Here is a 23,649-nt window from a genome sequence, read left to right as displayed (position 1 = left end):
CGGCGTACGTGGCGCCCGCCACGTCCGCCCGCTTCCCGGGGCCCGCGGTCCGGCCCGGAACGGCGGGAGGCCCCGCGGTCCGGCCGGGGACGGCAGGGCCCGGGGTTCAGCCCGCGATCCGGCCCGCCAGCTCGACCGCCTCGGCCAGGCTGTCCACCACCGGGACGCCGACCGGCTCCAGCTTCTCCCGGGTGTGCGAACCGCCGGTGTAGAGCACCGCGTGGGCGCCCGCGCCGAGCGCCGCCACGGCGTCGTCCGCGGCGTCGCCGATCAGCACCGTACGGGCCGGGTCCACCCGCTCGCCGAGCGCGGCCAGGTGCCGGGTCAGGTGCTCCGCCTTCTGGCCGCCGGACGGGCCGCTGCGGCCGTCCACCCGCAGGAAGCCGCCGGCAAGGCCGAAGGTGTCGACCAGCGGCAGCAGCGCGTCGTGCTCGTACATCGACAGCAGCGACTGGCTGTTCCCGGCCGCCCGCCAGCCGTCCATCAGCTCGCGCACGCCCTCGGTCAGCCCGCAGGAGGCGCTGAGCTCCCGGTAGTGGTCGTGGAACGCGTCGTCGAGCCTCGCCCACTCCTGCGCGGAGGGCATCCGGCCGAGCAGGCGCTGGTAGAAGCGGGGGATCGGGATCTCGTACTGCTCGCGGTACTCCTGGAGGCTCATCGGCTCGATGCCGACGGTCGCGAACGCGGCATTGCTCGCCCCGAGCACCGCCTCCATGTCGTGGAAGAGCGTGCCGTTCCAGTCCCAAACGATGTGAGTGCGCACAGGGTGAAACGGTAACCCGACCGGGTGACACGCCGGTAGGACGGACCTCACGCGAGCAGGGAGGGGATCTCCTGGGTCGCGTACCAGAGCAGGTCGTGGTCCTCCGCGCCGTCCACGGTGAACTGGGCGTCCTGGTCGCCCGCGTCGGCCGCGGCCACCGCCGCCACCGCCGCCGCCACGTCCGTGACCACCTCGTCGTCGGCCACGTCGGCGTGCACCGCGGCCGCCTTGGCCAGCCGCACCGGGCCGGCCAGAACCACCCGGCCGAGCGAGGCCTGGTCCTGGTACTCGTCCCCGGGGAAGGGCCGCACCGACGCGTCGGCCACGTCCAGCGCCACCACCACCCGGCGGCACGGGGCCTGCGGGTCGGCGGCCAGCAGCCGCAGCGAGGACTGCGCGGCCCGGTTCAGCGCCGCGTACTCCAGCTCCTCCAGGTCGTCGCTGACGTACCACTCGCGCAGCGCGGGCGTCACGGCGTACGCGGCGGACTGGTCCAGGGCGCCGCCCTCGCGCGCCGCCGCCAGGCCGGTCAGGGTGGTGGGCACGTACACGCGCATCGGTGGCACTCTCCGGTTCGTCCAGCAGGGTTCGTCCAGCGGGGTTCGTCCAGCAGCACCGATTCTCCGGCGCCCCAAGACTCCAGCGCCCCAAGAATAGGCGCCGCCGGACGGCCCGTGATCGCCTCCGGTCCCGGGCCGGGCCCTCACCGCCGGGGCCGCAGCGCCTCCCGGCCGGTGCGCAGGGCACTCTCCAGGACCGCGCCGCGGCGGGCCGGGTCCATCATGTTCGGGCCCATCGCCGCGAGGTCCGCCGGGGTCGGCGCGAGCAGCAGCACCCGGACGCCCTCGGCCCGCAGCAGCGCGGCCTCGCGCAGCAGCTGCCGGGTGACGGCGTGGCGGTAGCGGCTCACCAGCTGGGCGAGCACGCCGCGGGGGCGTTCCCGGGCGCGCCACTCGCGCAGGGCGGCCAGGGTGTCGCGGCCGGACGCGAGCCCGCCCCGCCGCCCGGCCCGCCCCGGCCGGGGGTCCAGCCGCAGCGCCATCGGGGCGAGCACGTACACCTCGTCCAGCCCCCGGCCGAGCATCAGGTCGGCGTTGGTGGCGGACCAGCAGCCGCCGTCCACGTACGCCGAGCCGTCCAGCCGCACCGGCATGAACCAGCCGGGGATCGCGCAGGAGGCCATCACGGCGTCGGGCACCGGGACGGCCGGGGCGCCCGGGTCGCCGAAGACGACCCGGCGGCCGCTGCGGTAGTCCACGGCCACCACCCGCAGCGGCGATCCCCCGCCGCCGGGCTCCGGCCGGCCGTCGTCGCCGGCCGGTCCACCGCCGCCGAGCGGTCCGGTGTCGCCGAGCAGGCCGCGCACCAGCTCGCCGACCGGCGCCAGCGAGCCCCGGCCGTGCGGTGCGAGCGCCGAGACCATGGTCAGCAGCGGGTACTCGCGCGGATGCCGGACGGCGTCGCGCAGCAGCCCCGGCGAGCCGATGCCGGCCCGCGGGCGGGGCGGCAGCGCACCGCCGACGGCGGTGTCGTAGTCGAAGGCCACCCCGGCCAGCGGGCCCTCGGTGATCGGCAGGCCGCGCTGGTGGTCGCGCAGGTGCTCGGGGCGGACGCCGCCGGCCAGCATCGCGGCGAGGATCGCGCCCGCCGAGGTGCCGAGCAGGACGTCGGCCTCGCCCGGCTGCCGCCCGGTGGCCTCCTCGACGGCGCACAGCGCACCGACCGTCCACGCCGCGCCGAGCATCCCGCCGCCGCCCAGCACCAGGCCGCGCCGGGGACCGCCCGCGGCGGGCGGAGCGGTGCCCGCGGCCGACGCCGCCACCCGTGTCGCCATACCGGCCGCCCCTCGTCGTGGGAGCCCGGCCGTCCGCTCCCGGTCAGGGTCCGATGGTGCGCTCCGGGCCGGTACGGCGCAACGCGGCAGCCGCGCGCCGCCACCCGGTCCGCCCAGTCGGAGCGTCCCCTTTCGGGCCGTACGGTCCGTCCCCGCACGTCAACCGGGCGCCGCCGACCGGCCCGTCCGGCCCGTCGCCGCACTGGCCGGTTCGCCCGGATAGGTGAACTCCAAAGCCTGCCCCGGGCACTCAGGAAACCCGTTGCCGCCCCGCGCCGGACGCCTCCAGCCTGGACCCGTCCGTACCCGCACCACCCAGCCGAGGAGCCACCCCGTGACCGTCCGGTTCACCGCCCATCCCACCGCCCACCCGCACCGCCGTCCGCGCGACGCCGGCGGCTGCGACCCGGTCGGCCGCCGGCCGCGCCACCCGCGCGCCGCCTGCACCGCCTCCCCCGGACCCGACTCCCCCGGACCCGACTCCGGGGCGCTGGCCGCCCGGTTCGCCCACCGGCTGGTCGAGGTGCTCACCGGCGCCCGGCCCTCCGGCCAGCTGATGCGGCACACCAGCCTGGCCGGCTACGGACAGCTCGCCTCGCTGGTACGGGCCGGAGCGCTGCGCCGCGGCGGCCCCGCCGACCGGCCCCGGCTCGGCCCGGTGCACGACCGCTCGCCCGCCCCGGACGCGGTCGAGGCCTGCGTGCGGGTCGACCTCGGCCGGCGCCACCACGTGGTGGCCTTCCGGCTGGAGCAGCGCGGCCCGGCCGGGCAGTGGCAGTGCACCGCCGTGGAGGCCCGGTGAGCGCCCCGCCGCACCCCCGGCGGTACACGACGGCGCAGGGCGCCGTCCCGGTCCGGGAACGGCGCCCTGCGTGGCGTCCTGGCTGGTGTCCGGCGGCCGGCTCAGCCCTTGCGGCGACGGCCCTTGGCCGACTTCGCGGCCTTGCGGCGCTCGGCGCGGGTCAGCCCGTCGCCCTCGTCCTCCGGCGCGAGGTCCTCGAAGTCGCCCTCGATGACGCCGCCGCCGACCTCGTCCGAGGGGGCCGTGTAGTGCAGCCGCTGCGGCTTCGGGGCCTCCAGGCCCTTGGCCTTGATCTCCGGGCGGGCGGCGTCCTTCTCCAGCTTGTCGAGCACCACCTGGGCGTCCTCGACCGGGACCTCCTCGACCTGCTGCTCGACCTGGACCTCCAGGTTGAACAGGTAGCCGACGGACTCCTCCTTGATGCCCTCCATCATCGCGGTGAACATGTCGAAGCCCTCGCGCTGGTACTCGATCAGCGGGTCGCGCTGCGCCATGGCCCGCAGGCCGATGCCCTCCTGGAGGTAGTCCATCTCGTAGAGGTGCTCGCGCCAGCGGCGGTCCAGCACCGACAGCACGACCCGGCGCTCCAGCTCGCGCATGATCTCGGCGCCCAGCTGGTCCTCGCGGGCGCCGTACTGGCCCTGGATGTCCTCCTGGATGGACTTGATCAGGAACTCGGGGGTCAGACCGGCCTGGCCGCCGGCCTCCTCCTCCAGCTCCTCCAGGTCCAGGGTGACCGGGTAGAGCTGCTTGAGCGCGGTCCAGAGCTTCTCCAGGTCCCAGTCGTCCTCGAAGCCCTCACCGGTGGCCGCCCGGACGTACGCCTCGACGGTGTCGTCCATGAAGTGGCCGACCTGCTCCTGGAGGTCCTCGCCCTCCAGCACCCGGCGGCGCTCGCCGTAGATGACCTCGCGCTGGCGGTTGAGCACCTCGTCGTACTTGAGGACGTTCTTGCGGATCTCGAAGTTCTGCTGCTCGACCTGGGTCTGCGCGGAGGCGATGGCGCGGGTGACCATCTTGGACTCGATCGGCACGTCCTCCGGGACGTTGGCCATCGAGAGCACGCGCTCGACCATGCCGGCCTTGAACAGGCGCATCAGGTCGTCGCCCAGCGACAGGTAGAAGCGGGACTCGCCCGGGTCGCCCTGACGGCCGGAGCGGCCGCGCAGCTGGTTGTCGATCCGGCGGGACTCGTGCCGCTCGGTGCCGAGGACGTAGAGGCCACCGGCCTCCTTGACCTCGTCCTGCTCGGCCTTGACCGAGGCCTTGGCCTTCTCCAGCGCGGCCGGGAAGGCGGCCTCGTACTCCTCCGGGGTGTCCGTCGGGGTCAGCCCGCGCTGCGCCAGCTCGGCCGCCGCGAGGTGGTCGGAGTTGCCGCCGAGCATGATGTCGGTACCACGGCCGGCCATGTTGGTGGCGACGGTGACGGCGCCCTTGCGGCCGGCCTGCGCGACGATCTGCGCCTCGCGCTCGTGGTGCTTGGCGTTCAGCACCTCGTGCGGGATGCCGCGCTTGCGCAGCTCCTGCGACAGGTACTCGGACTTCTCGACCGACACGGTGCCGACCAGCACCGGCTGGCCCTTCTCGTGCTTCTCGGCGATGTCCTCGACCACGGCGGCGAACTTGGCCGGCTCCGACTTGTAGATCAGGTCGGGCTGGTCGATGCGCAGCGGCGTCTTGTTGGTCGGGATCGGCACCACGCCGAGCTTGTAGATCTGGTGGAACTCGGCGGCCTCGGTGGTGCCGGTACCGGTCATGCCCGCCAGCTTGTCGTACAGGCGGAAGAAGTTCTGCAGGGTGATGGTGGCCAGGGTCTGGTTCTCGTTCTGGACCTCCACCCCCTCCTTGGCCTCGATCGCCTGGTGCATGCCCTCGTTGTAGCGGCGGCCGGCCAGGATGCGGCCGGTGTGCTCGTCGACGATCATGACCTCGCCGTTCATCACGACGTAGTCCTTGTCCCGCTTGTACAGCTCCTTCGCCTTGATGGCGTTGTTCAGGAAGCCGACCAGCGGGGTGTTCACCGACTCGTAGAGGTTGTCGATGCCCAGGTAGTCCTCGACCCGGCTGACGCCCTCCTCCAGGATGCCGACGGTGCGCTTCTTCTCGTCGACCTCGTAGTCGCGGTCGATCTTCAGGCGCTGCACCAGCTTGGCGAAGTCGGCGTACCACTTGGTCGCCTGGTCGGCCGGGCCGGAGATGATCAGCGGGGTGCGGGCCTCGTCGATCAGGATCGAGTCGACCTCGTCGACGACCGCGAAGTAGTGGCCGCGCTGGACGAGTTCGTCCTGCGACCAGGCCATGTTGTCGCGCAGGTAGTCGAAGCCGAACTCGTTGTTCGTGCCGTACGTGATGTCCATCCCGTACTGGCGCTTGCGCTCGACGGGCGTCATGCTGCCCAGGATCACGCCGACCTCAAGGCCGAGGAAGCGGTGCACCCGCCCCATCCACTCCGAGTCGCGCTCGGCGAGGTAGTCGTTGACCGTGATCAGGTGGACGCCCTTGCCGGTCAGCGCGTTCAGGTACGCGGGCAGGGTGCCGACGAGGGTCTTGCCCTCACCGGTGCGCATCTCGGCGACGTACCCGTAGTGCAGGGCGGCGCCGCCCATCAGCTGGACGTCGTAGTGCCGCTGGCCGAGCACGCGCTTGGCGGCCTCGCGGACGGTGGCGAACGCCTCGGGGAGGATGTCGTCCAGGCTCTCGCCGTCGACGAGCCGCTGCTTGTACTCGTCGGTCAGTGCGCGCAGCTCGGCGTCGGTGAGGTTGACGAAGTCCTCTTCGATGGAGTTGACCTGGGCAGCAATCCGCTGCAGCTTGCGAAGGATCTTGCCCTCGCCGGCGCGCAGGATCTTGTCGAAGACGGACACGTGAGCGGGCTCCTTGCCTGTATTGGCACTGGACGACTGCACGGCGGGTCACCCCACCGCACGGGCCATCGTATGCGAGGAGTCCAACCCCCCGGGAGGTGCGTCAGCACGGTATTCCCGTGTCACCCCCGCGGGCACATGGCCCGATAGCACCGCCCACCGGGGCAAAACGGTCGGCGAGCCCCGGAATCGGCCTCCTGCCGGGCGGGCGGACCGGCGGGATATTCGGATGCCCGGCCGCCTCACCCGGCGAAATAATCCGTTCATGGAAGAAACCAGCACCGAACCGGTCGTCCTGACCACCGAGCGGCTCGTCCTGCGCGCCCCGCAGGAATCCGACGTCGACGCCGTCTTCGCGGCCTGCCAGGATCCGGAGATCCAGCGCTGGACGGTCGTTCCGTCCCCGTACCGGCGCGAGGACGCGGAGTTCTTCGTGCGCGATCTCGCCATCGCGGGCTGGCGCACCGGAGCGAACCGGATCTGGTGCGTGTTCGAGCGCGAGTCCGGCGCCCTGGTCGGGTCCCAGGGGCTCGTCCTGCGCGCCCACGACCCGGGCTCCGCCGAGATCGGCTGGTGGGCCGTGAAGGAGTTCCGCGGCCGCGGCTACACCACCGAGGCCGCGCGCGCCGTCTCCCTCTTCGGCCTGCGCGAGCTCGGCCTGCGCCGCCTGGAGTGGCAGGCCTACGTCGGCAACGAGGGCTCCCGCGCGGTCGCCGCGAAGGCCGGCTACCGCTTCGAGGGCACCCTGCGCTCGTACGCCGAGCAGCGCGGCGTCTTCCACGACGCCTGGATCGCCTCCCTGCTGCCCTCCGACCTGGTCTGAGGCCTCGGGGGGCCGGCCCGGGCCCGCAGGCCGTTGCGGGCCGTTGCGGGCCCTGCGGGCCGCTGCGGGCCGCTGCGGGCCGCTGCGGGCCGCACCCCGGCCCCGGCCCGCGCTGTCAGTGCCCGGGGCTACGCTCCCCGGCATGACCGCCGCTGACCCCCGCCCCGCCCCCGTCGCCGTCCTCAGCGCGGACGACGCCCGCCGGATCGCCCTGCGCGCCCAGGGCCTGCTGGGCGCGCCGGACCGCCGCGGCGGGGTGCGCGGGGTGCTGCGGCACCTGGGCGCCGTCCAGCTGGACACCATCTCGGTGCTCGCCCGCTCGCACGAGCTGGTGCCGTACGCCCGGCTCGGCGCGGTCGGCCGCCCGGCCGTCGAGGCGGCCTACTGGGGCGGCGGCACGAGCTTCGAGTACTGGTCGCACGCGGCCTGCGTCCTGCCGGTCGAGGAGTGGCCGCTGTTCGCCTTCCGGCGCCGCCGCTACCGCGACCGCGGCCACCTCTGGGGCCACCAGGTCGCGCCCGAGACCTACCGCGCCGTGCTCGACAAGCTGCGCGCCGAGGGGCCGTTGACCTCCACCGAGCTGGGCGGCGCCAAGCGGACCGCCGAGTGGTGGGACTGGTCCGACACCAAGATCGCGGTCGAGCGGGCGCTGGCCTTCGGGGACGTGGTCTGCACCGAGCGCCGGAGCTGGAAGCGGGTCTACGCGCTGGCCGAACAGGCCGTCCCGGCCGAGCTGTTCGGGCAGGACCGGTCGGACGAGGACTGCCTGCGCACCCTGGTCGGCCAGGCCGGCGCCGCGCTCGGCGTGGCCACCCGGGCCGATCTGCTGGACTACCACCGGCTGCGCGCCGAGCAGTTGGACCCGGTGCTCGCCGACAGCGGGCTCGTCCCGGTCGAGGTGGCCGGCTGGGGCCCGGACGGCGACCCGGCCCCGGCCTGGGCCGACCCGGCCGCCCTCGCCACCGCCCCGCGCGGGCGCCACCGCACCACGCTGCTCTCGCCGTTCGACTCGCTGGTCTGGGACCGCGCCCGCACCGAGCGGATCTTCGGCATGACGCACCGGCTGGAGGCGTACACGCCCAAGCACAAGCGGGTGCACGGCTACTTCGCGATGCCGCTGCTAACCGGCGGCCGGCTGGTCGGCCGGGTCGACCCGGCCCGCGAGGGGCGCACCCTGGTCGCCCGGCAGATCTCGCTGGACGGCGGCGGTGCCCGGCACGTCGAGGCACTGGCGACGGCGCTGCGCGAGGCGGCCGACTGGGTCGGCTGCGACGGGGTGCGGGTCGGGACGCTGCACGACGAGCGGCTGCGCCCGACCCTGGAGAAACTGCTGACGGACCGCTGAGTCCCGCCCGGCTCACCCTATTTCGAGGATCTTCTCCCGCATCGCGTACACCACGGCCTCCATCCTGGAGTGCAGCTGGAGCTTCTCCAGGATGTTGCGCACGTGGTTCTTCACGGTGTTCTCGCTGATGAACAGCTCCTTGGCGATCTCCCGGTTGTTCATCCCGGTCGCCACCAGCTTGAGCACCTCCAGCTCCCGGTCGGTGAGCCGGGGCGCGGGCACCAGGTCCCGGTCGTCGGAGCGGCGCTGGATCATCGACTTGAACTCGGTGAGCAGCTTGGACGCCATCGAGGGGCTGATCTGCGACTGCCCGTCGGCGACCGCGCGGATCGCGGTGGCGACCTCGTCGGTGGAGATCTCCTTGAGCAGGTAGCCGGTGGCCCCCGCCTTGATCGCCTCGTAGAGGTCGGCCTCCTCGTCGCTTATCGTCAGCATGATGATCTTGGTGCTGGGCGCCACGTCCTTGATCGCCGTACAGGCCTCGATCCCGCTGCGGCGCGGCATCCGGACGTCCATGAGGATGATGTCGGGCAGCAGGTCGGCGGCCTTCAGCACGGCCTCGGCGCCGTCCCCCGCCTCGCCGACGACCTTGATGTCCGGCTCCTCCGCGAGCACGATCTCCAGCCCGCGGCGGAACAGCGCGTGGTCGTCCACCACCAGGACGCGGATCGGCTCACTCCGGCGCGGCTCGTACGCGGACTCGTCCTCCGCCCCCAACGGCAGCCCTGGCCCGGACCCGGGCCCCAGCCCGAAGTGATCCCCCATCCGCTCCTCCCCCTTCGCGGGTCGTCGTGCGCCAATCATTCCACGCCCCGAACCCGCTGCGGTCACCCTCCGGTGTCGATTCCCCCGCATCGGGTGACCCCTTCGCCGGGCGCCCCGAACGGCGGACACGCCCGAACGCCGGTGACCCCGGCGGCCAGGGCCGCCGGGGTCACCCCTCCATCACCGCTCGGACGGTCAGTCCTCGTCGTCGGACCCGCCGATCGCGCCGCCCGCCCCGCTGCCCGGCCCGGCCGCGAGGTCGGTCTGCAGGTGGATGACGCCGTAGTGGTAACCGTGCCGGCGGTAGACCACGCTCGGCAGGCCGCTGTCCTTCTCCACGAAGAGGTAGAAGTCGTGGCCGACCAGCTCCATCTCGTAGAGCGCCTGGTCCAGCGCCATGGGGGCGGCCGGGTGCGTCTTCTCCCGGACCACCAGCGGGCCTTCGCCCTCCACTTCCAGGGATCCCATCATGGTCTTGCGGACGGCGCCGTTCGTCTCGCCCTCCGGCGCCGTCGTGGCCGGGAGCGCGGCCAGGGCCGCGGTCGCCTCGGCGACGCTGATCGGGGTGCGGCCGTTCGCGCCGCCCTTGTGCACCCGACGCCGGTCCGCGGACTTGCGCAGCTGCGCGTCGAGCTTCGCCGAGGCCAGGTCGAGCGCCGCGTACGGGTCGGCGGCGGCGGCTTCGGCCCGGATCACGGGGCCGCGGCTGCGGAGAGTGATCTCGACCCGATCGGAGCGGTCGGCCTGCCGCGGGTTGTGCTCCTTGGACACCTCGACGTCGAGGCTGATGGCCTTGGCGTCGAACTTCTGGACCTTCTCCAGCTTCTCGGCCACGTGCTCGCGGAACCTCTTGGGCACCTCGGTCTTGCGGCCCTTGACGACGATGTCCACGCAGAACTCCGATCCCTCGTGCTGACGCCGATCCGGGTGCTACCGGACCGGACTGAGACCCAGCTGGACCAGCCCATCCACTGCCGGCCCCCCGCCCCCGCCGCCAGCGGCGGGAAACGACTGGCCCTCACCTCACTTCCTCCCCACCAGGGACGGTTGAAACCCCCTGGGCCTTATCGAACACCTCACACGGGTTTTCCGCCTCCCCAGGCGATGAGGAGGGTATGACCCGATACTGCGGTCGGGCGGTCAAGCTGGTCCACCCTGTCTACCCTCTCGCGGGTGAAGTATGGGTAAATACCTGGACAACGCCCCCCATACGGCGGATCCTGTGCTGACTCTCCGTGCCTGCCACCGCCAGGAGCAGCCGTGCCGCCGTCCCCCTCCGCCACCCGCCCGCCGGCCGCCCAAGGGCCGTTCGGCCACGCACTGGCCGGGCTGCTGGACGTCCTGCTGCCCGCCGACTGCGCGGGCTGCGGCAGCGAGCGCACCCAGCTCTGCCCGGCCTGCCGGCGCGCGCTGGCCACCGCACGGCCGGCCCCGACCCTGCTGCCCTGGACGCACGCCGCCGCGCCGTACACCGGTGCGGTCCGGCAGCTGCTGCTCGCCCACAAGGAGCGGGGCGCGCTGCGGCTGGCCGGGCCGCTCGGCGAGGCCCTCGGACGGGCGGTGCGCTCCGCCCTGGGGGCACGGGCCGGGGCCGCGCCGCTGCTGCTGGTCCCGATGCCCTCGGCCCGCTCGGCCGTCCGCGCCCGCGGGCACGATCCGACGCTGCGGCTGGCCGGGGCGGCCGCCCGCTCACTGCGCCGGACCGGCCTGGACGTCCGGGCCGCGCCGCTGCTGCGGCACACCCGGCCGGTCGCCGACCAGGCCGGGCTGAACGCGGCCGAGCGGCGCCGCAACCTGCGCGGAGCACTGACCGTGCTGCCGCGCGCCCGGACCGGGCCCACGGGCCTCGCGGGCCGTCACCCGGTGCTGGTGGACGACCTGGTGACCACCGGGGCCAGCCTGGCCGAGGCCGCCCGGGCGCTGGCCGACGCCGGCCTGCCGGCCCGGGCCGGGGCCACGGTCGCGGCCACCGCGCGCCCGGCCGGCTGACCGCCGCCGCGTCAGCTCGCGCGGCGGGCCCCCGGGAAGGCCCGTCGGCCCGCCCGGACGCGCCGTCAGCCCGCGTAGAGGAAGGACCGGGGCTTGTCGATCAGCGAGGCTTCCCGCCACTGGTGGTTGACCAGGCGGAAGGCCTTGATCTCGCTCGGCTTGCCGTCCGCCTGCTTGACCTCGCCCATCGCGAGCACCGGCGGTGCCTGGGTCAGGCTGTCCCCCCGGGACTCCGAGGCCGCGACGGTCGTCATGCTCTCGGCGCTCTGCAGCTGGGTGTCCGTGCTCTGCGAGCCGTCGGTGCTGATGAAGTACAGCTGCTGGGTCCGGTCGGCCTCCTTGCCGAGCACGAGCAGCTGGTCGGTCTCCGCCCAGGACACCGAGGCGACGTCGGTGAGCGTGGGGGCGGCCCGGCGCAGCCCGGTGATCTTCACGGTCGGCGCCTGCGGGGTGCCGTCGTGCACCACCAGCCCGAACCACAGCGAGCGGACGGCCGAGCCCGGGGTCCTGGCCACCAGGGCGACCCGGACGCCGTCCGAGGAGATCTTCAGCGACTGCACGGTCTGCCCGGTCAGCCCCTCGACCGGCACGGTGTACGACTTGGCGCCGCGCACCATCACCACCCGCGGGGCCTGCTTGTTGCGGTCCACCACCCAGAGGTCGCCGCGGCCGTCCCAGGTGGGCGAGGCGAAGCCGTCCTCCTTGTCGCCGCCCTTGGCCGGAGAGCTGAGCACCGGTTCGCCCATGGTCACCGCGCTGTCCGACAGCGGCACCGAGTAGACCTGGTGGCCGTCCTCGCTGATCGCCGCGACCTGGGTGCCGCTGCGGCCGACCGCGACGGCGCCGAGCGGCGGCTTGGTGTTCGACTGCGGCTTGCCGAGGACGCCGCGGACCGGATCTCCGGGGCCCCCCTCGTCGGTCGCCACCAGGGCGCCGTCGGCACGCTGGTAGTACTGCTTCCCGGGCGTCGGCCCGGCCAGCGCACCGGGGCCGGTGGGCGGTTCGTCGCCGCGGCCGACGGTGCAGGAACCGTGCGGCCCCTTCAGCTCCAGCCGCTCGACCTGGCCCTTGCCCTGGTCGGCGAGGGTGTAGAAGAACTGGGTCGCCATCCGCCGGCAGGCCATCGGCTCGCCGAGGTCGACCCCGCCGATCTGCAGGTGGGCGACCCTGCCGTCGTCGATGGTCACCCGCTCGACCCTGACGCCGCTCGGGAACGCCGTCCGGACCACCGGCGAGAGCCAGGTCGAGGGCCCGTCGGCCACCGCCTGGGCCGCCGTGGCCAGCGGGTCTATCCGGCGCCGCAGGTAGACCGGGTCGGCGACCAGCACCTCCTGGCCGACGTTCCCGGAGGCCACCGCCGACGGGTCGGGCGCGGTGTAGAAGAACCGCGCGACCTGCCGGAAGCTGTTCCGGAAGTTGGTCTCGTTCATGATCACGCCGGTCGGCAGCTTGTCGATCCGCCACTCGTCCTTCTCCCGGACGAAGGTGAAGTCGGAGGAGACGTTGTTCTGCCCGGCGACCAGCTGGTACGAGTGCTTCTCGTCGACGGTGGCGACCAACTGCCCGCTCACCGGCACCGAGACCGTGGTGTCCGCGTCGGTGACGTCCTGGCCGCCCGGGATGGTCGTGGACGAGAGCACCCGGATCTCCGCCTCGGGCTTCCACTCCGCGGCGGCGCTCTCGGTGAGGTACTTGCGCGCGGTGTCGTACCCCTCGTCGGCGGTCACCGCGTCCAGGAACCCGGTCAGCAGCTCGCGCGGCTTGGCGCCCCGGCCGGGTGCCACCGGGTAGACCCGGGCCTGCAGGTTCTTGTCGGCCGACCCCTGGGGCAGCTCCACCCGGGCGATGCCGCCGGAATCCGGCATGGTCGCGCAGCCGCTCGCCACCAGGGCGCCGACCAGCGTGCCGACCGCCGCGAGGAGCCTCGGCTCAGTCCTGTTGCTCGTCCCTCGCACGCTGCGACCCCTCCGCGTCCGTCGTCCCGCCCGTCACGTCCGGCTCCGCCGTCCGCTGTGCCACCGACGGCCGTCCGGGCGTCGGGTCCACCATGACCTGGGCGCCGGTGGCCCCGTACCCGGCGGCCGTCCACACGCCCGAGGGGTCCGCGCGCGGCCCCTCCGGCAGTCGGCTCCGGCCCAGCCCGGGGCCGATGTTCAGCACCCCGCCGAGCCCGCTGCCGAGGCTGCTGCCCACGGCCTCCGGCGTCTCCGCCTGGTCCTCGACCGCGGCCGTCGCCGTCGCCCCGGACGGGCTGATCGCCCGCCGGTACGGCGTGCCCTGCGCGCCCAGGCCCCGGTTGTTGCGGGAGTCCTCCGGCTCCAGCCGGAACGGCGCACGGGTGATCTCGCCGCCGCGGGTGCGCGGCAGGGTGAGCCGGAAGTGCGAGCCGCCGCCGGGCTCGCCCCAGGCCTGGAGCCAGCCGCCGTGCAGGTGGGCGTCCTCGACGGCGATGGACAGGCCGAGACCGGTGCCGCCGGTGGTCCGCACCCGGGACGGGTCGGCCCGCCAGAAACGGTGGAACACCCGGGACGCCTCGCCCGGCTTGAGTCCGATGCCGTAGTCGCGCACGCCGACCGCGACCGCGCCGTCCGCGGAGCCCAGCCGGACCACCACGTCACGGCCCTCGCCGTGCTCCAGGGCGTTGACCACCAGGTTGCGCAGGATGCGCTCGATCCGTCGGGAGTCCACCTCGGCCAGCACCGGCTCGCCGTCGCCGCGGATCACCACGGCGCTGCCCTTGGCCTCGGCGAGCGGCTCGGCGGCCTCGACCACCCGGGCGACGATCTCGCGCAGGTCGACCGGCTCGGCGTCCAGGATCGCGGCGCCGGCGTCGAAGCGGCTGATCTCCAGCAGGTCGGCGAGCAGCGACTCGAAGCGGTCCAGCTGGCCCTGGAGCAGCTCCGCCGAGCGGGCCGCCATCGGGTCCAGGTCCTCGCGGCTGTCGTAGATGAGGTCGGCGGCCATCCGGACCGTGGTCAGCGGGGTGCGCAGCTCGTGCGAGACGTCCGAGACGAACCGCCGCTGCACCCGGGACAGCTCCTCCAGCTGCCGGATCTGCGCCTGGAGGGCGTTGGCCATCCGGTTGAAGGACTCGCCGAGGCGGGCGATGTCGTCCGTCCCGGTGACCTTCATCCGCTCTTCCAGGTGGCCGTCGGCGAGCCGCTCGGAGATCCCGGCGGCCATCCGGACCGGGGTGACCACCTGGCGCACCACGACCCAGGCGATGCCGCCCATGAGGATCACCACGAAGACCCCGGCGGTCGCCAGGGTGCCGGTGACCAGGTTGAGGGTGTCGGTCTCCTGGCCGAAGGAGAACACGTAGAACATCTGGTAGCTGTTCCCGGCCGCGGCCGGACCGACGAACTGCATGCCGAGGGCCAGCCCGGGCTCGGACTTCCCGCCGCTCTCGGGCGAGCGGTGGATCCGGGTCGGCTGGTCGAACATCTGGCCGGGCTCGGAGGCGAGCTTGGCCCGCAGGGCGTCCGGGATGCTGATCGGCTGGATGTCGCCCGAGTAGCGCGGCGCGAAGCCGGCGGTGTCGGGGACGACGGCGCCGGTGCCGGGGGCCATGGCGATCACCGAGTAGACGGTCTGCCCGCTCCCGGCCAGGTCGTTGACCTGCCGCAGCAGCCAGGTGCCGGTCTCGTCGACGGTCGGGTCGGCGGTGCCCCGCAGCTTCTGGTCCCGGGCCTCGTCGATCTTCTTCTGCTCGACCTGGAAGCCGATCCGGGCCTGCGCGCGGGCGGCGTCCATCTTGGTGTCGAGCAGGCCGGTGCGCACCTGCGCCACCACGACCACACCCAGCACCAGGACGACCGCGATGGACGCGAGCAGGGACACCGCGACCACGCGCAGCTGGATCGACCGGCGGTAGAGCGTGGCCACCCGGTGCACGGGGCGGCGCAGCTGACGCTTGACCAGCGCCACCACGGCGGAAGGGCCTCGCCGGCGGCGGGTGGTCGAACTCAGCACGTCGCCGCGCACGGCACCGGCCCCGTCGGCCGCGGAACCCGACGGGGTGTCGTCTGCCCGGTCCGTCACGTCAGCTGGGTCCGGCCTTGTAGCCGACGCCGCGGACGGTCACCACGATCTCGGGGCGCTCCGGGTCCTTCTCGATCTTGGAACGCAGGCGCTGCACATGGACGTTGACCAGGCGGGTGTCCGCCGCGTGGCGGTAGCCCCAGACCTGCTCCAGCAGCACCTCGCGGGTGAACACCTGCCAGGGCTTGCGGGCCAGCGCGACCAGCAGGTCGAACTCCAGCGGGGTCAGCGGGATGCCCCGGCCGTCCCGCTTCACCGAGTGGCCGGCCACGTCGATCACCAGGTCGCCGATGGTCAGCTGCTCGGGCGTGGGCTCCTCGGCGCGGCGCAGCCGCGCACGCACCCGGGCCACCAGCTCCTTGGGCTTGAACGGCTTGGTGACGTAGTCGTCGGCGCCGGACTCCAGACCCACCACCACGTCGACCGTGTCGGTCTTCGCGGTCAGCATCACGATCGGGATGCCCGACTCCGCCCGGATCTGCCGGCACACGTCGATGCCGTCCCGACCGGGCAGCATCAGGTCCAGCAGGACCAGGTCCGGCTTGGTCTCCCGGAACGCCGCTAGCGCCCTGTCCCCATCCGCGACGAAAAACGGCTCAAAACCCTCACCCCGCAGCACGATGCCGAGCATCTCGGCCAGTGCGGAGTCGTCATCAACGACGAGGACGCGTCCCTTCATGCGTCCATCTTCTCATTACCGGATTGTGACCTGCCGCACAGCAGTGCCAATGCTCCAGAACGGCCAACTCCCCCACCGGTGCATTCCGGCCATACCGGGCGAATGCGCCCGCCGGGAACGCCTCCCGACCCCCTCCGGACCCACCGCGGACCCGCTGCGGACCACCGCCCGGCCCGCCGCCGAGGACCGTTGCCGATCAGCAACCGGATCGCCATGGGGCCGGTTTCCGGCCCCATGGCACGATGGGCGCTGCGCGCGGGCGGAAGATCCGTTCGCAGTCGCGCCCGTGACGCCCTCCGAGGAGCAGTGATGACCGACACCCCGGGCTGGGCCTCGCCCAGCTCGTCCGAGCCGCCCCGCGACGACGCCCGGCCCCCGGCCGACGCGCCCGCCGCCGTGCCCGGGCCGTCGGCACCACCGCAGGACACCGCCGGCCGCCCCGGCCCGGCCGGCGCCCCCCGGCCCGGAGAGCAGTGGGGGCAGCAGTGGGGGCAGCAGCCTCCCGGCGGCCACCGCCCGTACGGCTGGGGCGCCCCGGCGAGCCCCAAGCCGGGCGTCATCCCGCTGCGCCCGCTGAGCTTCGGCGAGCTGCTGGACGGTGCCGTCACCACCGTCCGCCGGCACTGGCGCACCGTGCTCGCGCTCTCGCTCGGCCTCGCCGTGCTCTCCCAGGCCGGCTCCGTCGTGGTCAACCTGCTGGTCAAGGGGAAGACCGGCGAGTCCACCCAGACCCTGCGGCTGCTGGCCGGGCTGCCGCTGGAGCTGCTGCTCAACGTGTTCGCCACCGCGCTGCTCACCATCGTGGTCAGCCGAGCCGTCCTCGGCCGGTCGGTGACCGCCGGGGAGGCCTGGCGCGACGCCCGCCCCCGGCTGCTCCAGTTGCTCGGGCTGACCCTGCTCACCGCCCTGATGGGCCCCGGTGTGATCCTGCTCGGCTTCGCCCCCATGGCCGGGTACGGCCTCGCCGGCCAGGGCTCCGCCGCCGTCACCGGCCTGCTGAGCCTGGTCGGTCTGCTGACCCTGCCGGTCGCCGTCTGGCTGTGGATCCGCTTCAGCCTCGCCGCCCCGGCCCTGATGCTGGAGAAGCAGGGCGTGCTGACGGCGCTGTCGCGCTCGTGGCGCCTGGTCCGCGGCGCCTGGTGGCGGGTCCTCGGCATCACCGTGCTGGGCTACGTGCTGGCGTTCGTCGTCGCGATGGTCGTCGTGGTCCCGGCCCAGTTCATCGGCCTGCTGCTGGGCTTCGAGAAGCTCGGCCGCCAGGGCCTGCCCGACAGCGCCGACCAGGGCGTCGCCATGCTGCTCCTGCTGGCGGTCGCCGGGATCATCGCCGGCACCTTCACCACCCCGTTCATCGCCGCCGTCGGCGTGCTGGTCTACATCGACCAGCGGATCCGCCGCGAGGCCCTGGACATCGAGCTCGCCCGCGCGGCCGGCCTGCCCGAGCACGGCGGCACCGGCTGGGGCGGCGGCCCGGGCGACCCGACGTCAGCGAGGCGCTGAGCCGGATGCCGAACTGGGGGGAAGGGCTGCTCGCCGCGGGCGGCGCACCGGTCACCGTGCCGCGTGACCCGGCGCGCGAGGCCGCCCGCGACGAACTGCTCGACGCGGAGTACCACAGGCACGACCCGTCCGTGCTGCAGCGGATCACGGACTGGATCTACGACCACATCGCCAGAGCGCTCGACAGCATCTCCGGCGACGGCACCACCGGCACCACCGGACTGATCCTCTTCCTGATCGTCGCGGTGCTGATCGGCGCCGCGCTCTGGTGGCGCCTCGGCGCACCCCGCCGCGCCGCCCGCACCGTCCCGGACGTGTACGGCACCGAGGGCCCGCGCAGCGCCGACCAGTACCGGGCGGACGCCGCCGGGCACGCCGCCGCCGGACGCTGGACCGAAGCCGTCCGCGAGCAGATGCGCGCCCTGGTGCGCAGCCTGGAGGAGCGCACCCTGCTCGACATCCGCCCCGGCCGCACCGCCGACGAGGCCGCCACCGACGCCGGCCGGGCGCTGCCCGAGCACGCCGCCGCACTGGCCGCGGCCGCCCGGACCTTCGACGACATCGCGTACGGCGAGCGCACCGCCGACCAGGACGCCTACCGGCTGCTGCACGAGCTCGACCGGACCCTGGAGCGCACCCGCCCGGTCCTCGCGCCCGACACCGCCGGTGCCGCCGTCCCGGCCCCGACCCCGGGAGGAGCGGCATGACCGGTACCGTCCCCACACCCCCGCCCGGCACCGAGGCACCCGGCGCCCCGACCAGCCTCACCCCCACCACGCGCGGCCTGTGGCGCCGGGCCCGCTGGTACCTGGCCGTCCTCGCCGCCCTGCTGATCGGCGCCGCCGCCGTGTCCGCCCTCGACCAGGACCGCCGCTACCCGCCGCTGGACCCGCGCTCGTACGACCGCGACGGCGCCCACGCCGTCGTCGCCCTGCTCGAACGCCAGGGCATCAAGGCCGAGTTCAGCACCGACCCGACCACCACCCCGGCCGGACCGGACACCCTCGTGCTGCCCGAACCCGACCTGCTCGGCCCCGCCCAGCTGCGCGCCGTCGCCGCCGCCCGGCACCGGCGGCTGGTCCTGGTCGCCCCCGGCCCGGCCGCGCTCACCGCGCTCGCCCCCGGCATCCGGCTGTCCGACGACGCGGGCGGACCGGCCTACGCCTCCGTCCGTTCCACCCCCGCGGACTGCACGCTCACCGAGGCCGTCCGGGCCGGCAGCGCCCAGCAGGGCGGCATGCTCTACACCAGCGGCAGCCGCGGCGAGGGCTGCTACTCCCGCGGCCACGGCTACCCGCTGGTCGGCCTCCCGGTCGGCGACGGCGACCGCGACGTCATCGTGCTCGGCAGCGGAACCTTCCTGCACAACGGCGAACTGACCAAGGACGGCGACGCCTCCCTCGCCCTCGGCCTGCTCGGCTCGCAGCCCCGCCTCACCTGGCACCTGCCCGACTACTCCGCCCCGCTCCCCGAGGAAGCCCGCACCAAGACCTTCGGTGACTTCCTGCCGAGCGGCTGGCACTGGGCCGGCTACCAGCTCGCCGTCGCCGCCGTGCTCGCCGCCCTCTGGCGCGGGCGCCGGCTCGGCCCGGTCGTCAGCGAGAACCTGCCCGTGGTGGTCCGCGCCGCCGAGACCACCGAGGGCCGCGCCCGCCTGTACCGGCGGGCCAGGGCCCGCGGCCGCGCCGCCGAGGCGCTGCGCGGCGCCACCGCCCACCGCCTCGCCCCCGCCCTGGGCGTCCCGCTCCGGGCCGGCGCACCCGACTCCGACGCGCTCTGCGTCGCCGTGGCCGACCGGCTGCCCGCCCGGCCCGCCGGGGACGTCCGGGCCCTGCTGTACGGCCCGCCCCCGACCGACGACGCCGCACTGCTGCGGCTCGCCGACGACCTCGACGCCCTCGAAAGGCAGGTACGGAACCCGTGACCGACCAGGCAACCGCCCAGCTCCGCTCCGTCCCCGGCACGGCACCCGCTACCCCCGCCACCGACCCGCGCACCGCGCTGACCGCCCTGCGCGCCGAGATCGGCAAGGCCGTGGTCGGCCAGGACGCCGCCGTCACGGGCCTGGTCGTCGCCCTGCTCTGCGGCGGCCACGTGCTGCTGGAGGGCGTCCCCGGCGTCGCCAAGACCCTGCTGGTGCGCACCCTGTCCACCGCGCTCAGCCTGGGGACCAAGCGCATCCAGTTCACCCCCGACCTGATGCCCGGCGACGTCACCGGCTCGCTCGTCTACGACGCCCGCACTGCCGAGTTCTCCTTCCAGCCCGGCCCGGTCTTCACCAACCTGCTGCTCGCCGACGAGATCAACCGCACCCCTCCGAAGACCCAGGCCGCCCTGCTGGAGGCCATGGAGGAGCGCCAGGTCACGGTGGACGGCGAACCGCGCGCCCTGCCCGTCCCGTTCCTGGTCGCCGCCACCCAGAACCCGGTCGAGTACGAGGGCACCTACCCGCTGCCCGAGGCCCAGCTGGACCGCTTCCTGCTCAAGCTGATCCTGCCGCTGCCCGACCGCGACCAGGAGTTCCAGGTGCTCTCCCGGCACGCCGCCGGCTTCGACCCCCGGGACCTCCGCGCGGCCGGCGTCCGCCCGGTCGCCGGGCCCGAGCACCTGGTCGCCGCCCGCGAGCAGATCGCCAAGCTGACCGTCTCCCCCGAGATCCTCGCCTACATCGTCGACCTCTGCCGGGCCACCCGGCAGTCCCCGTCGCTGTCGATCGGCGTCTCCCCGCGCGGCGCCACCGCCCTGCTCGCCGCCTCCCGCGCCTGGGCCTGGCTGGCCGGCCGCGACTACGTCACCCCGGACGACGTCAAGGCGCTCGCCCTGCCCACCCTGCGGCACCGGGTCGCGCTGCGCGCCGAGGCCGAGATGGAGGGCGTCACCGCCGACTCCGTCATCCAGGCCGTCCTCGCCCAGACGCCCGCACCCCGCTGACCCGGGCACACCCCACCGCGGCACGCCGTCCCGCACCCCACCGCACCACACCCGTTTCCGGCCCTCCGGCCCACGGGCTACCGGCCCACGGGCCACCGACTCACGGGCTTCCGAAGGAGCGCACCGCATGGCCCTCACCGGGCGAACCGCCCTGCTCGCCGCACTCGGCGCGCTCGTCGTGGGCCTGCTGCTGCCGTCCTGGACCGGGATCGGCCTGGTCACCGGTGCGGTGCTGGTCGCCGTCGCGGTCGACCTGGTGCTCGCCGCCCCGGTCCGCGGCCTGCGGCTCGGACGGAGCGGCGACACCACCGTGCGGCTCGGCGAGCCCGCCACGGTCGAACTGACCGTCACCAACCCGTCCGGCCGACTGCTCCGCGGCCTGGTCCGCGACGCCTGGGCCCCGTCCGCCTGGCGCCCCGGCACCGCCGAGGCCGCCTCCCGGCACGCCCTGACCCTCCCCGGCGGCGAGCGGCGCCGGATCACCACCGTGCTCACCCCCACCCGCCGCGGCGACCACCACGCCCACCGGGTGACGGTCCGCTCGCTCGGCCCGCTCGGCCTGGCCGGCCGCCAGGGCTCGCACCTCGTCCCCTGGACGGTCCGCGCACTGCCCCCGTTCGCCAGCCGCAAGCACCTGCCCTCCCGGCTCGCCCGGCTGCGCGAACTCGACGGCCGCACCTCGGTACTGACCCGCGGCCAGGGCACCGAGTTCGACTCCCTGCGCGAGTACCTGCCCGGCGACGACGTCCGCTCCATCGACTGGCGCGCCAGCGCCCGCCGGAACACCGTCGCCGTCCGCACCTGGCGCCCCGAACGCGACCGGCACATCCTCGTCGTCCTCGACACCGGCCGCACCTCGGCCGGCCGGGTCGGCGACGCACCCCGCCTGGACGCCGCCCTCGACGCCGCGCTGCTGCTCACCGCCCTCGCCACCCGGGCCGGCGACCGGGTCGACCTGCTCGCCCACGACTCCCGCAAGCGCGTCACCGTGGCCGGCAGCTCGGCCCACGAGGTACTGCCCGCCTTCACCAACGCGATGGCCGGGCTGGAACCCGCCCTGCACGAGACCGACATGCGCTCACTGGTGGCCACCGCACTCAAGATGGCCCCCCAGCGCTCGCTGATCGTGCTGCTCACCGGCCTCGACGCGGCCCCCGTCGAGGACGGGCTGCGCCCGCTGCTGCCCATGCTCACCAAGCGCCACGAGGTCGTCCTCGCCTCCGTCGCCGACCCGCAGCTGGAGGTCCTCGCCGCCGGGCGGGGCACCCTGGACGCGGTCTACGGCGCGGCGGCCGCCGAACAGACCCGCGCCGACCGCCGGGCCACCGCCGAGCGCCTCACCCGCCACGGCGTCACCGTCCTGGACGCCCCGCCGGCCCGGATCGCCCCGGCCCTGGCCGACACCTACCTGGCGCTGAAGGCCGCCGGCCGGCTCTGAGCCGCTGCCCTCCGGATGCCGCTCGGGCTGTTCCGACGCCCCGTCACTCCTGGGTCCGCCCCCTCAACCACGCGTTGAGTCGGGCCGCCTGACGGGTCAGGTGCTCGCGCTCGGCGAGGTTGGACGCCTTGAGCGCCGCCTCCGCGTACAGCCGCGCCGCCGTCGCCGCGTCCCCGTCGCGCTCGTGGAGGTACGCCGCCACCGCCGTGTACCGGGGCAGCGCGTCGTCCAGCTCGGCGAGCTCCGCCAGCCCGGCGCGCGGACCGTCGGCCTCACCGACCGCCACCGCGCGGTTGAGCCGCACCACCGGACTGGCGGTCAGCCGGACGAGCTCGTCGTACCACTCGACGATCTGCACCCAGTCCGTCTCCTCGGCGGTGGGAGCGTCGGCGTGCAGCGCCGCGGCGGCAGCCTGGGCCTGGAACTCGCCCAGCCGGTCCCGGGCCAGGGCCCTGTGCAGGATCCCGATGCCCTCGGCGATCAGTCCGGTGTCCCAGCGGGCGCGGTCCTGCTCGGCCAGCGGCACCAGCGCACCGTCGGGCCCGGTCCGGCCGGCCCGCCGGGCGTGGTGCAGCAGCATCAGGGCCAGCAACCCCGCCACCTCCGGGTGATCGATCACCGCCGCGAGCTGCCGGGTGAGTCGGATCGCCTCGGCCGCGAGGTCGACATCGCCGGAGTAGCCCTCGTTGAAGACCAGGTAGAGCACCCGGAGCACGGTGGCGACGTCCCCGGGCTGATCGAACCGGACGCCGGAGACGGCGCGCTTGGCCCGGCTGATCCGCTGCGCCATCGTCGCCTCGGGCACCAGGTAGGCCCGGGCGATCTGGCGGGTGGTCAGCCCGCCCACCGCACGCAGGGTCAGCGCGACGGCCGAAGAGGGCGTCAACAAGGGGTGGGCGCACAGGAAGTAGAGCTGGAGCGTGTCGTCCGCACCGGCCGCGGGTCCCGGCCCCGGCTCCTGCTCGACCAGGTCCTCCCGACGGCGCCGGGCGGCATCCGACCGGGCCGCGTCCAGGAACTTGCGCCAGGCCACGGTGACCAGCCAGCCCTTGGGGTCGCGCGGCTGCCCGGCGGGCCAGACCCGAACCGCCTCGACCAGCGCCTCCTGCACGGCGTCCTCGGCCGCCGCGAAATCCGCTCCGCGGCGGACGAGGACACCGATGACGCTCGGCGTGAGGCTCCTCAACAGGGCCTCGTTCATCGGGCAGGTCACTCCGTGATGGTCGGCGGCATGGCGAGGAACGGGCGCAGTTCCAGCCACTCGTGGATCGGCTTCCCCCCGGCCCCGGGCGCGGCCGACAGCTCCCCGGCCAGCTCGACGGCGCGCTCGTAGCTGTCGACGTCGATCACCATCCAGCCGGCGATGAGGTCCTTGGTCTCCGCGAACGGACCGTCGGTGACCGGCGGACGCCCCTCGCCGTCGTACCGGACCCACGTCCCCTCGGGTGCGAGCGCCTGACCGTCGACGAACTCGCCGGTCTTCTCCAGCCGGTCCGCGAAGTCCTGCATGTAGGTGATGTGCGCCGTGACCTCCTCCGGCGTCCACTGGTCCATCGGCACGCAGTTGACCGCGTCCGGGGCCCCCCGGTAGTGCTTCAGCAGCAGATACTTGGCCATCGTCGTCTCCTCGGAGCTCGGTGCGACCCATTCTGGCCGCGTTCACCCCGGGGACGGTGCCGGGCACGGGTTCTCGACACGGCCGGCCGAGATTTTTTCGGCCCACCCGCGGCCGGCCTGTCAGCCCGTAAGCCTCGTTGGGCCCGTTGGGCCCGTTGGGCCCGGAAACGCGAAGAACCCCCATCCGGATCCCGGATGGGGGTTCTTCTGAAGAATTGTTCGGCGGCGTCCTACTCTCCCACAGGGTCCCCCCTGCAG

Annotated in this window: 20 protein-coding genes; 9 read left to right on the top strand and 11 right to left on the bottom strand. The window is 74.4% G+C overall.

Going from position 1 to position 23,649, the window contains the following annotated elements; genetic code table 11:
- Positions 1 to 106: 106 nt before the first annotated feature.
- The 3 genes from ACWGKU_RS21255 to ACWGKU_RS21245 form a co-directional block, all read right to left on the bottom strand.
- Positions 107 to 763, bottom strand: coding sequence for an HAD family hydrolase (locus ACWGKU_RS21255; RefSeq protein WP_452179325.1), 657 nt, complete (start codon positions 761 to 763; stop codon positions 107 to 109).
- A 47-nt stretch (positions 764 to 810) separates the two neighbouring features.
- On the bottom strand, positions 811 to 1,320 hold the full coding sequence (locus ACWGKU_RS21250) for a DUF6912 family protein (RefSeq protein WP_380548173.1): 510 nt from the start codon (positions 1,318 to 1,320) through the stop codon (positions 811 to 813).
- A gap of 146 nt (positions 1,321 to 1,466) precedes the next feature.
- Entirely contained in the window at positions 1,467 to 2,597 is a 1,131-nt protein-coding gene (locus ACWGKU_RS21245; protein WP_452179326.1) for a patatin-like phospholipase family protein, read from the bottom strand.
- A gap of 334 nt (positions 2,598 to 2,931) precedes the next feature.
- On the opposite strand from ACWGKU_RS21245, the gene ACWGKU_RS21240 reads away from it, so the two are divergent.
- Positions 2,932 to 3,399, top strand: coding sequence for an Rv3235 family protein (locus tag ACWGKU_RS21240; protein ID WP_452179327.1), 468 nt, complete (start codon positions 2,932 to 2,934; stop codon positions 3,397 to 3,399).
- 101 nt (positions 3,400 to 3,500) lie between these two features.
- Here the strand turns inward: ACWGKU_RS21240 and secA are convergent, their stop codons facing one another.
- On the bottom strand, positions 3,501 to 6,263 hold the full coding sequence (secA, locus tag ACWGKU_RS21235; protein ID WP_452179328.1) for a preprotein translocase subunit SecA: 2,763 nt from the start codon (positions 6,261 to 6,263) through the stop codon (positions 3,501 to 3,503).
- 265 nt (positions 6,264 to 6,528) lie between these two features.
- On the opposite strand from secA, the gene ACWGKU_RS21230 reads away from it, so the two are divergent.
- Together ACWGKU_RS21230 and ACWGKU_RS21225 are read left to right on the top strand one after the other, a co-directional pair.
- On the top strand, positions 6,529 to 7,086 hold the full coding sequence (locus ACWGKU_RS21230; RefSeq protein ID WP_452179329.1) for a GNAT family N-acetyltransferase: 558 nt from the start codon (positions 6,529 to 6,531) through the stop codon (positions 7,084 to 7,086).
- A gap of 142 nt (positions 7,087 to 7,228) precedes the next feature.
- Positions 7,229 to 8,431 (top strand): winged helix-turn-helix domain-containing protein, encoded by a 1,203-nt coding sequence (locus ACWGKU_RS21225; protein ID WP_452181050.1) that lies wholly within the window; start codon positions 7,229 to 7,231, stop codon positions 8,429 to 8,431.
- Between the two features lie 12 nt (positions 8,432 to 8,443).
- On the opposite strand, the gene ACWGKU_RS21220 is transcribed toward ACWGKU_RS21225, so the two are convergent.
- Both ACWGKU_RS21220 and hpf read right to left on the bottom strand, forming a co-directional pair.
- Entirely contained in the window at positions 8,444 to 9,196 is a 753-nt protein-coding gene (locus ACWGKU_RS21220; protein WP_359908555.1) for a response regulator transcription factor, read from the bottom strand.
- Positions 9,197 to 9,391: 195 nt separating this feature from the next.
- Positions 9,392 to 10,087 (bottom strand): ribosome hibernation-promoting factor, HPF/YfiA family, encoded by a 696-nt coding sequence (gene hpf, locus ACWGKU_RS21215; RefSeq protein WP_359908558.1) that lies wholly within the window; start codon positions 10,085 to 10,087, stop codon positions 9,392 to 9,394.
- Positions 10,088 to 10,456: 369 nt separating this feature from the next.
- Between hpf and ACWGKU_RS21210 the strand changes: the two genes are divergently transcribed.
- Positions 10,457 to 11,185, top strand: coding sequence for a ComF family protein (locus tag ACWGKU_RS21210; protein ID WP_380548157.1), 729 nt, complete (start codon positions 10,457 to 10,459; stop codon positions 11,183 to 11,185).
- Positions 11,186 to 11,250: 65 nt separating this feature from the next.
- Here ACWGKU_RS21210 and ACWGKU_RS21205 read toward each other — a convergent pair whose 3' ends face one another.
- Genes ACWGKU_RS21205 through mtrA form a run of 3 tightly spaced genes read right to left on the bottom strand, consistent with a single transcriptional unit; the run spans position 11,251 to position 15,905 of the window.
- Positions 11,251 to 13,140, bottom strand: coding sequence for an LpqB family beta-propeller domain-containing protein (locus ACWGKU_RS21205; protein WP_401051687.1), 1,890 nt, complete (start codon positions 13,138 to 13,140; stop codon positions 11,251 to 11,253).
- The gene (mtrB, locus tag ACWGKU_RS21200) at positions 13,115 to 15,226 is read right to left on the bottom strand and encodes an MtrAB system histidine kinase MtrB (RefSeq protein ID WP_380358111.1); all 2,112 of its coding nucleotides are present in this window, start codon (positions 15,224 to 15,226) and stop codon (positions 13,115 to 13,117) included. The genes ACWGKU_RS21205 and mtrB overlap by 26 nt, the downstream gene beginning before the upstream one ends.
- Before the next feature lies 1 nt (position 15,227).
- On the bottom strand, positions 15,228 to 15,905 hold the full coding sequence (gene mtrA / locus ACWGKU_RS21195; protein ID WP_030247322.1) for an MtrAB system response regulator MtrA: 678 nt from the start codon (positions 15,903 to 15,905) through the stop codon (positions 15,228 to 15,230).
- Positions 15,906 to 16,214: 309 nt separating this feature from the next.
- Between mtrA and ACWGKU_RS21190 the strand changes: the two genes are divergently transcribed.
- The 5 genes from ACWGKU_RS21190 to ACWGKU_RS21170 all read left to right on the top strand — a co-directional run bounded on the left by ACWGKU_RS21190 (position 16,215) and on the right by ACWGKU_RS21170 (position 21,774).
- Entirely contained in the window at positions 16,215 to 17,405 is a 1,191-nt protein-coding gene (locus tag ACWGKU_RS21190) for a glycerophosphoryl diester phosphodiesterase membrane domain-containing protein (protein WP_452180753.1), read from the top strand.
- 5 nt (positions 17,406 to 17,410) lie between these two features.
- Entirely contained in the window at positions 17,411 to 18,112 is a 702-nt protein-coding gene (locus ACWGKU_RS21185) for a DUF4129 domain-containing protein (protein ID WP_452180752.1), read from the top strand.
- Entirely contained in the window at positions 18,109 to 19,329 is a 1,221-nt protein-coding gene (locus ACWGKU_RS21180) for a DUF4350 domain-containing protein (protein WP_401049994.1), read from the top strand. The genes ACWGKU_RS21185 and ACWGKU_RS21180 overlap by 4 nt, the downstream gene beginning before the upstream one ends.
- Positions 19,326 to 20,336, top strand: a complete 1,011-nt coding sequence (locus tag ACWGKU_RS21175) for an AAA family ATPase (RefSeq protein WP_380358103.1) — start codon at positions 19,326 to 19,328, stop codon at positions 20,334 to 20,336. Before ACWGKU_RS21180 ends, ACWGKU_RS21175 begins: the two co-directional genes overlap by 4 nt.
- Positions 20,337 to 20,463: 127 nt before the next feature.
- Positions 20,464 to 21,774: a DUF58 domain-containing protein gene (locus tag ACWGKU_RS21170; RefSeq protein WP_380548144.1), complete on the top strand. Its 1,311-nt coding sequence runs from the start codon at positions 20,464 to 20,466 to the stop codon at positions 21,772 to 21,774.
- A gap of 43 nt (positions 21,775 to 21,817) precedes the next feature.
- On the opposite strand, the gene ACWGKU_RS21165 is transcribed toward ACWGKU_RS21170, so the two are convergent.
- Positions 21,818 to 22,975: an RNA polymerase sigma factor gene (locus ACWGKU_RS21165; protein ID WP_452180751.1), complete on the bottom strand. Its 1,158-nt coding sequence runs from the start codon at positions 22,973 to 22,975 to the stop codon at positions 21,818 to 21,820.
- Positions 22,976 to 22,983: 8 nt separating this feature from the next.
- Complete coding sequence (locus ACWGKU_RS21160; RefSeq protein WP_359908576.1) at positions 22,984 to 23,391, bottom strand: YciI family protein; 408 nt, start codon at positions 23,389 to 23,391, stop codon at positions 22,984 to 22,986.
- Positions 23,392 to 23,649 lie beyond the last annotated feature (258 nt).

The organism is Kitasatospora sp. NPDC054768 (assembly GCF_053612025.1).
Note: the sequence above shows the minus strand (reverse complement) of the source record. Positions and strands in the feature narration are given on the sequence as shown.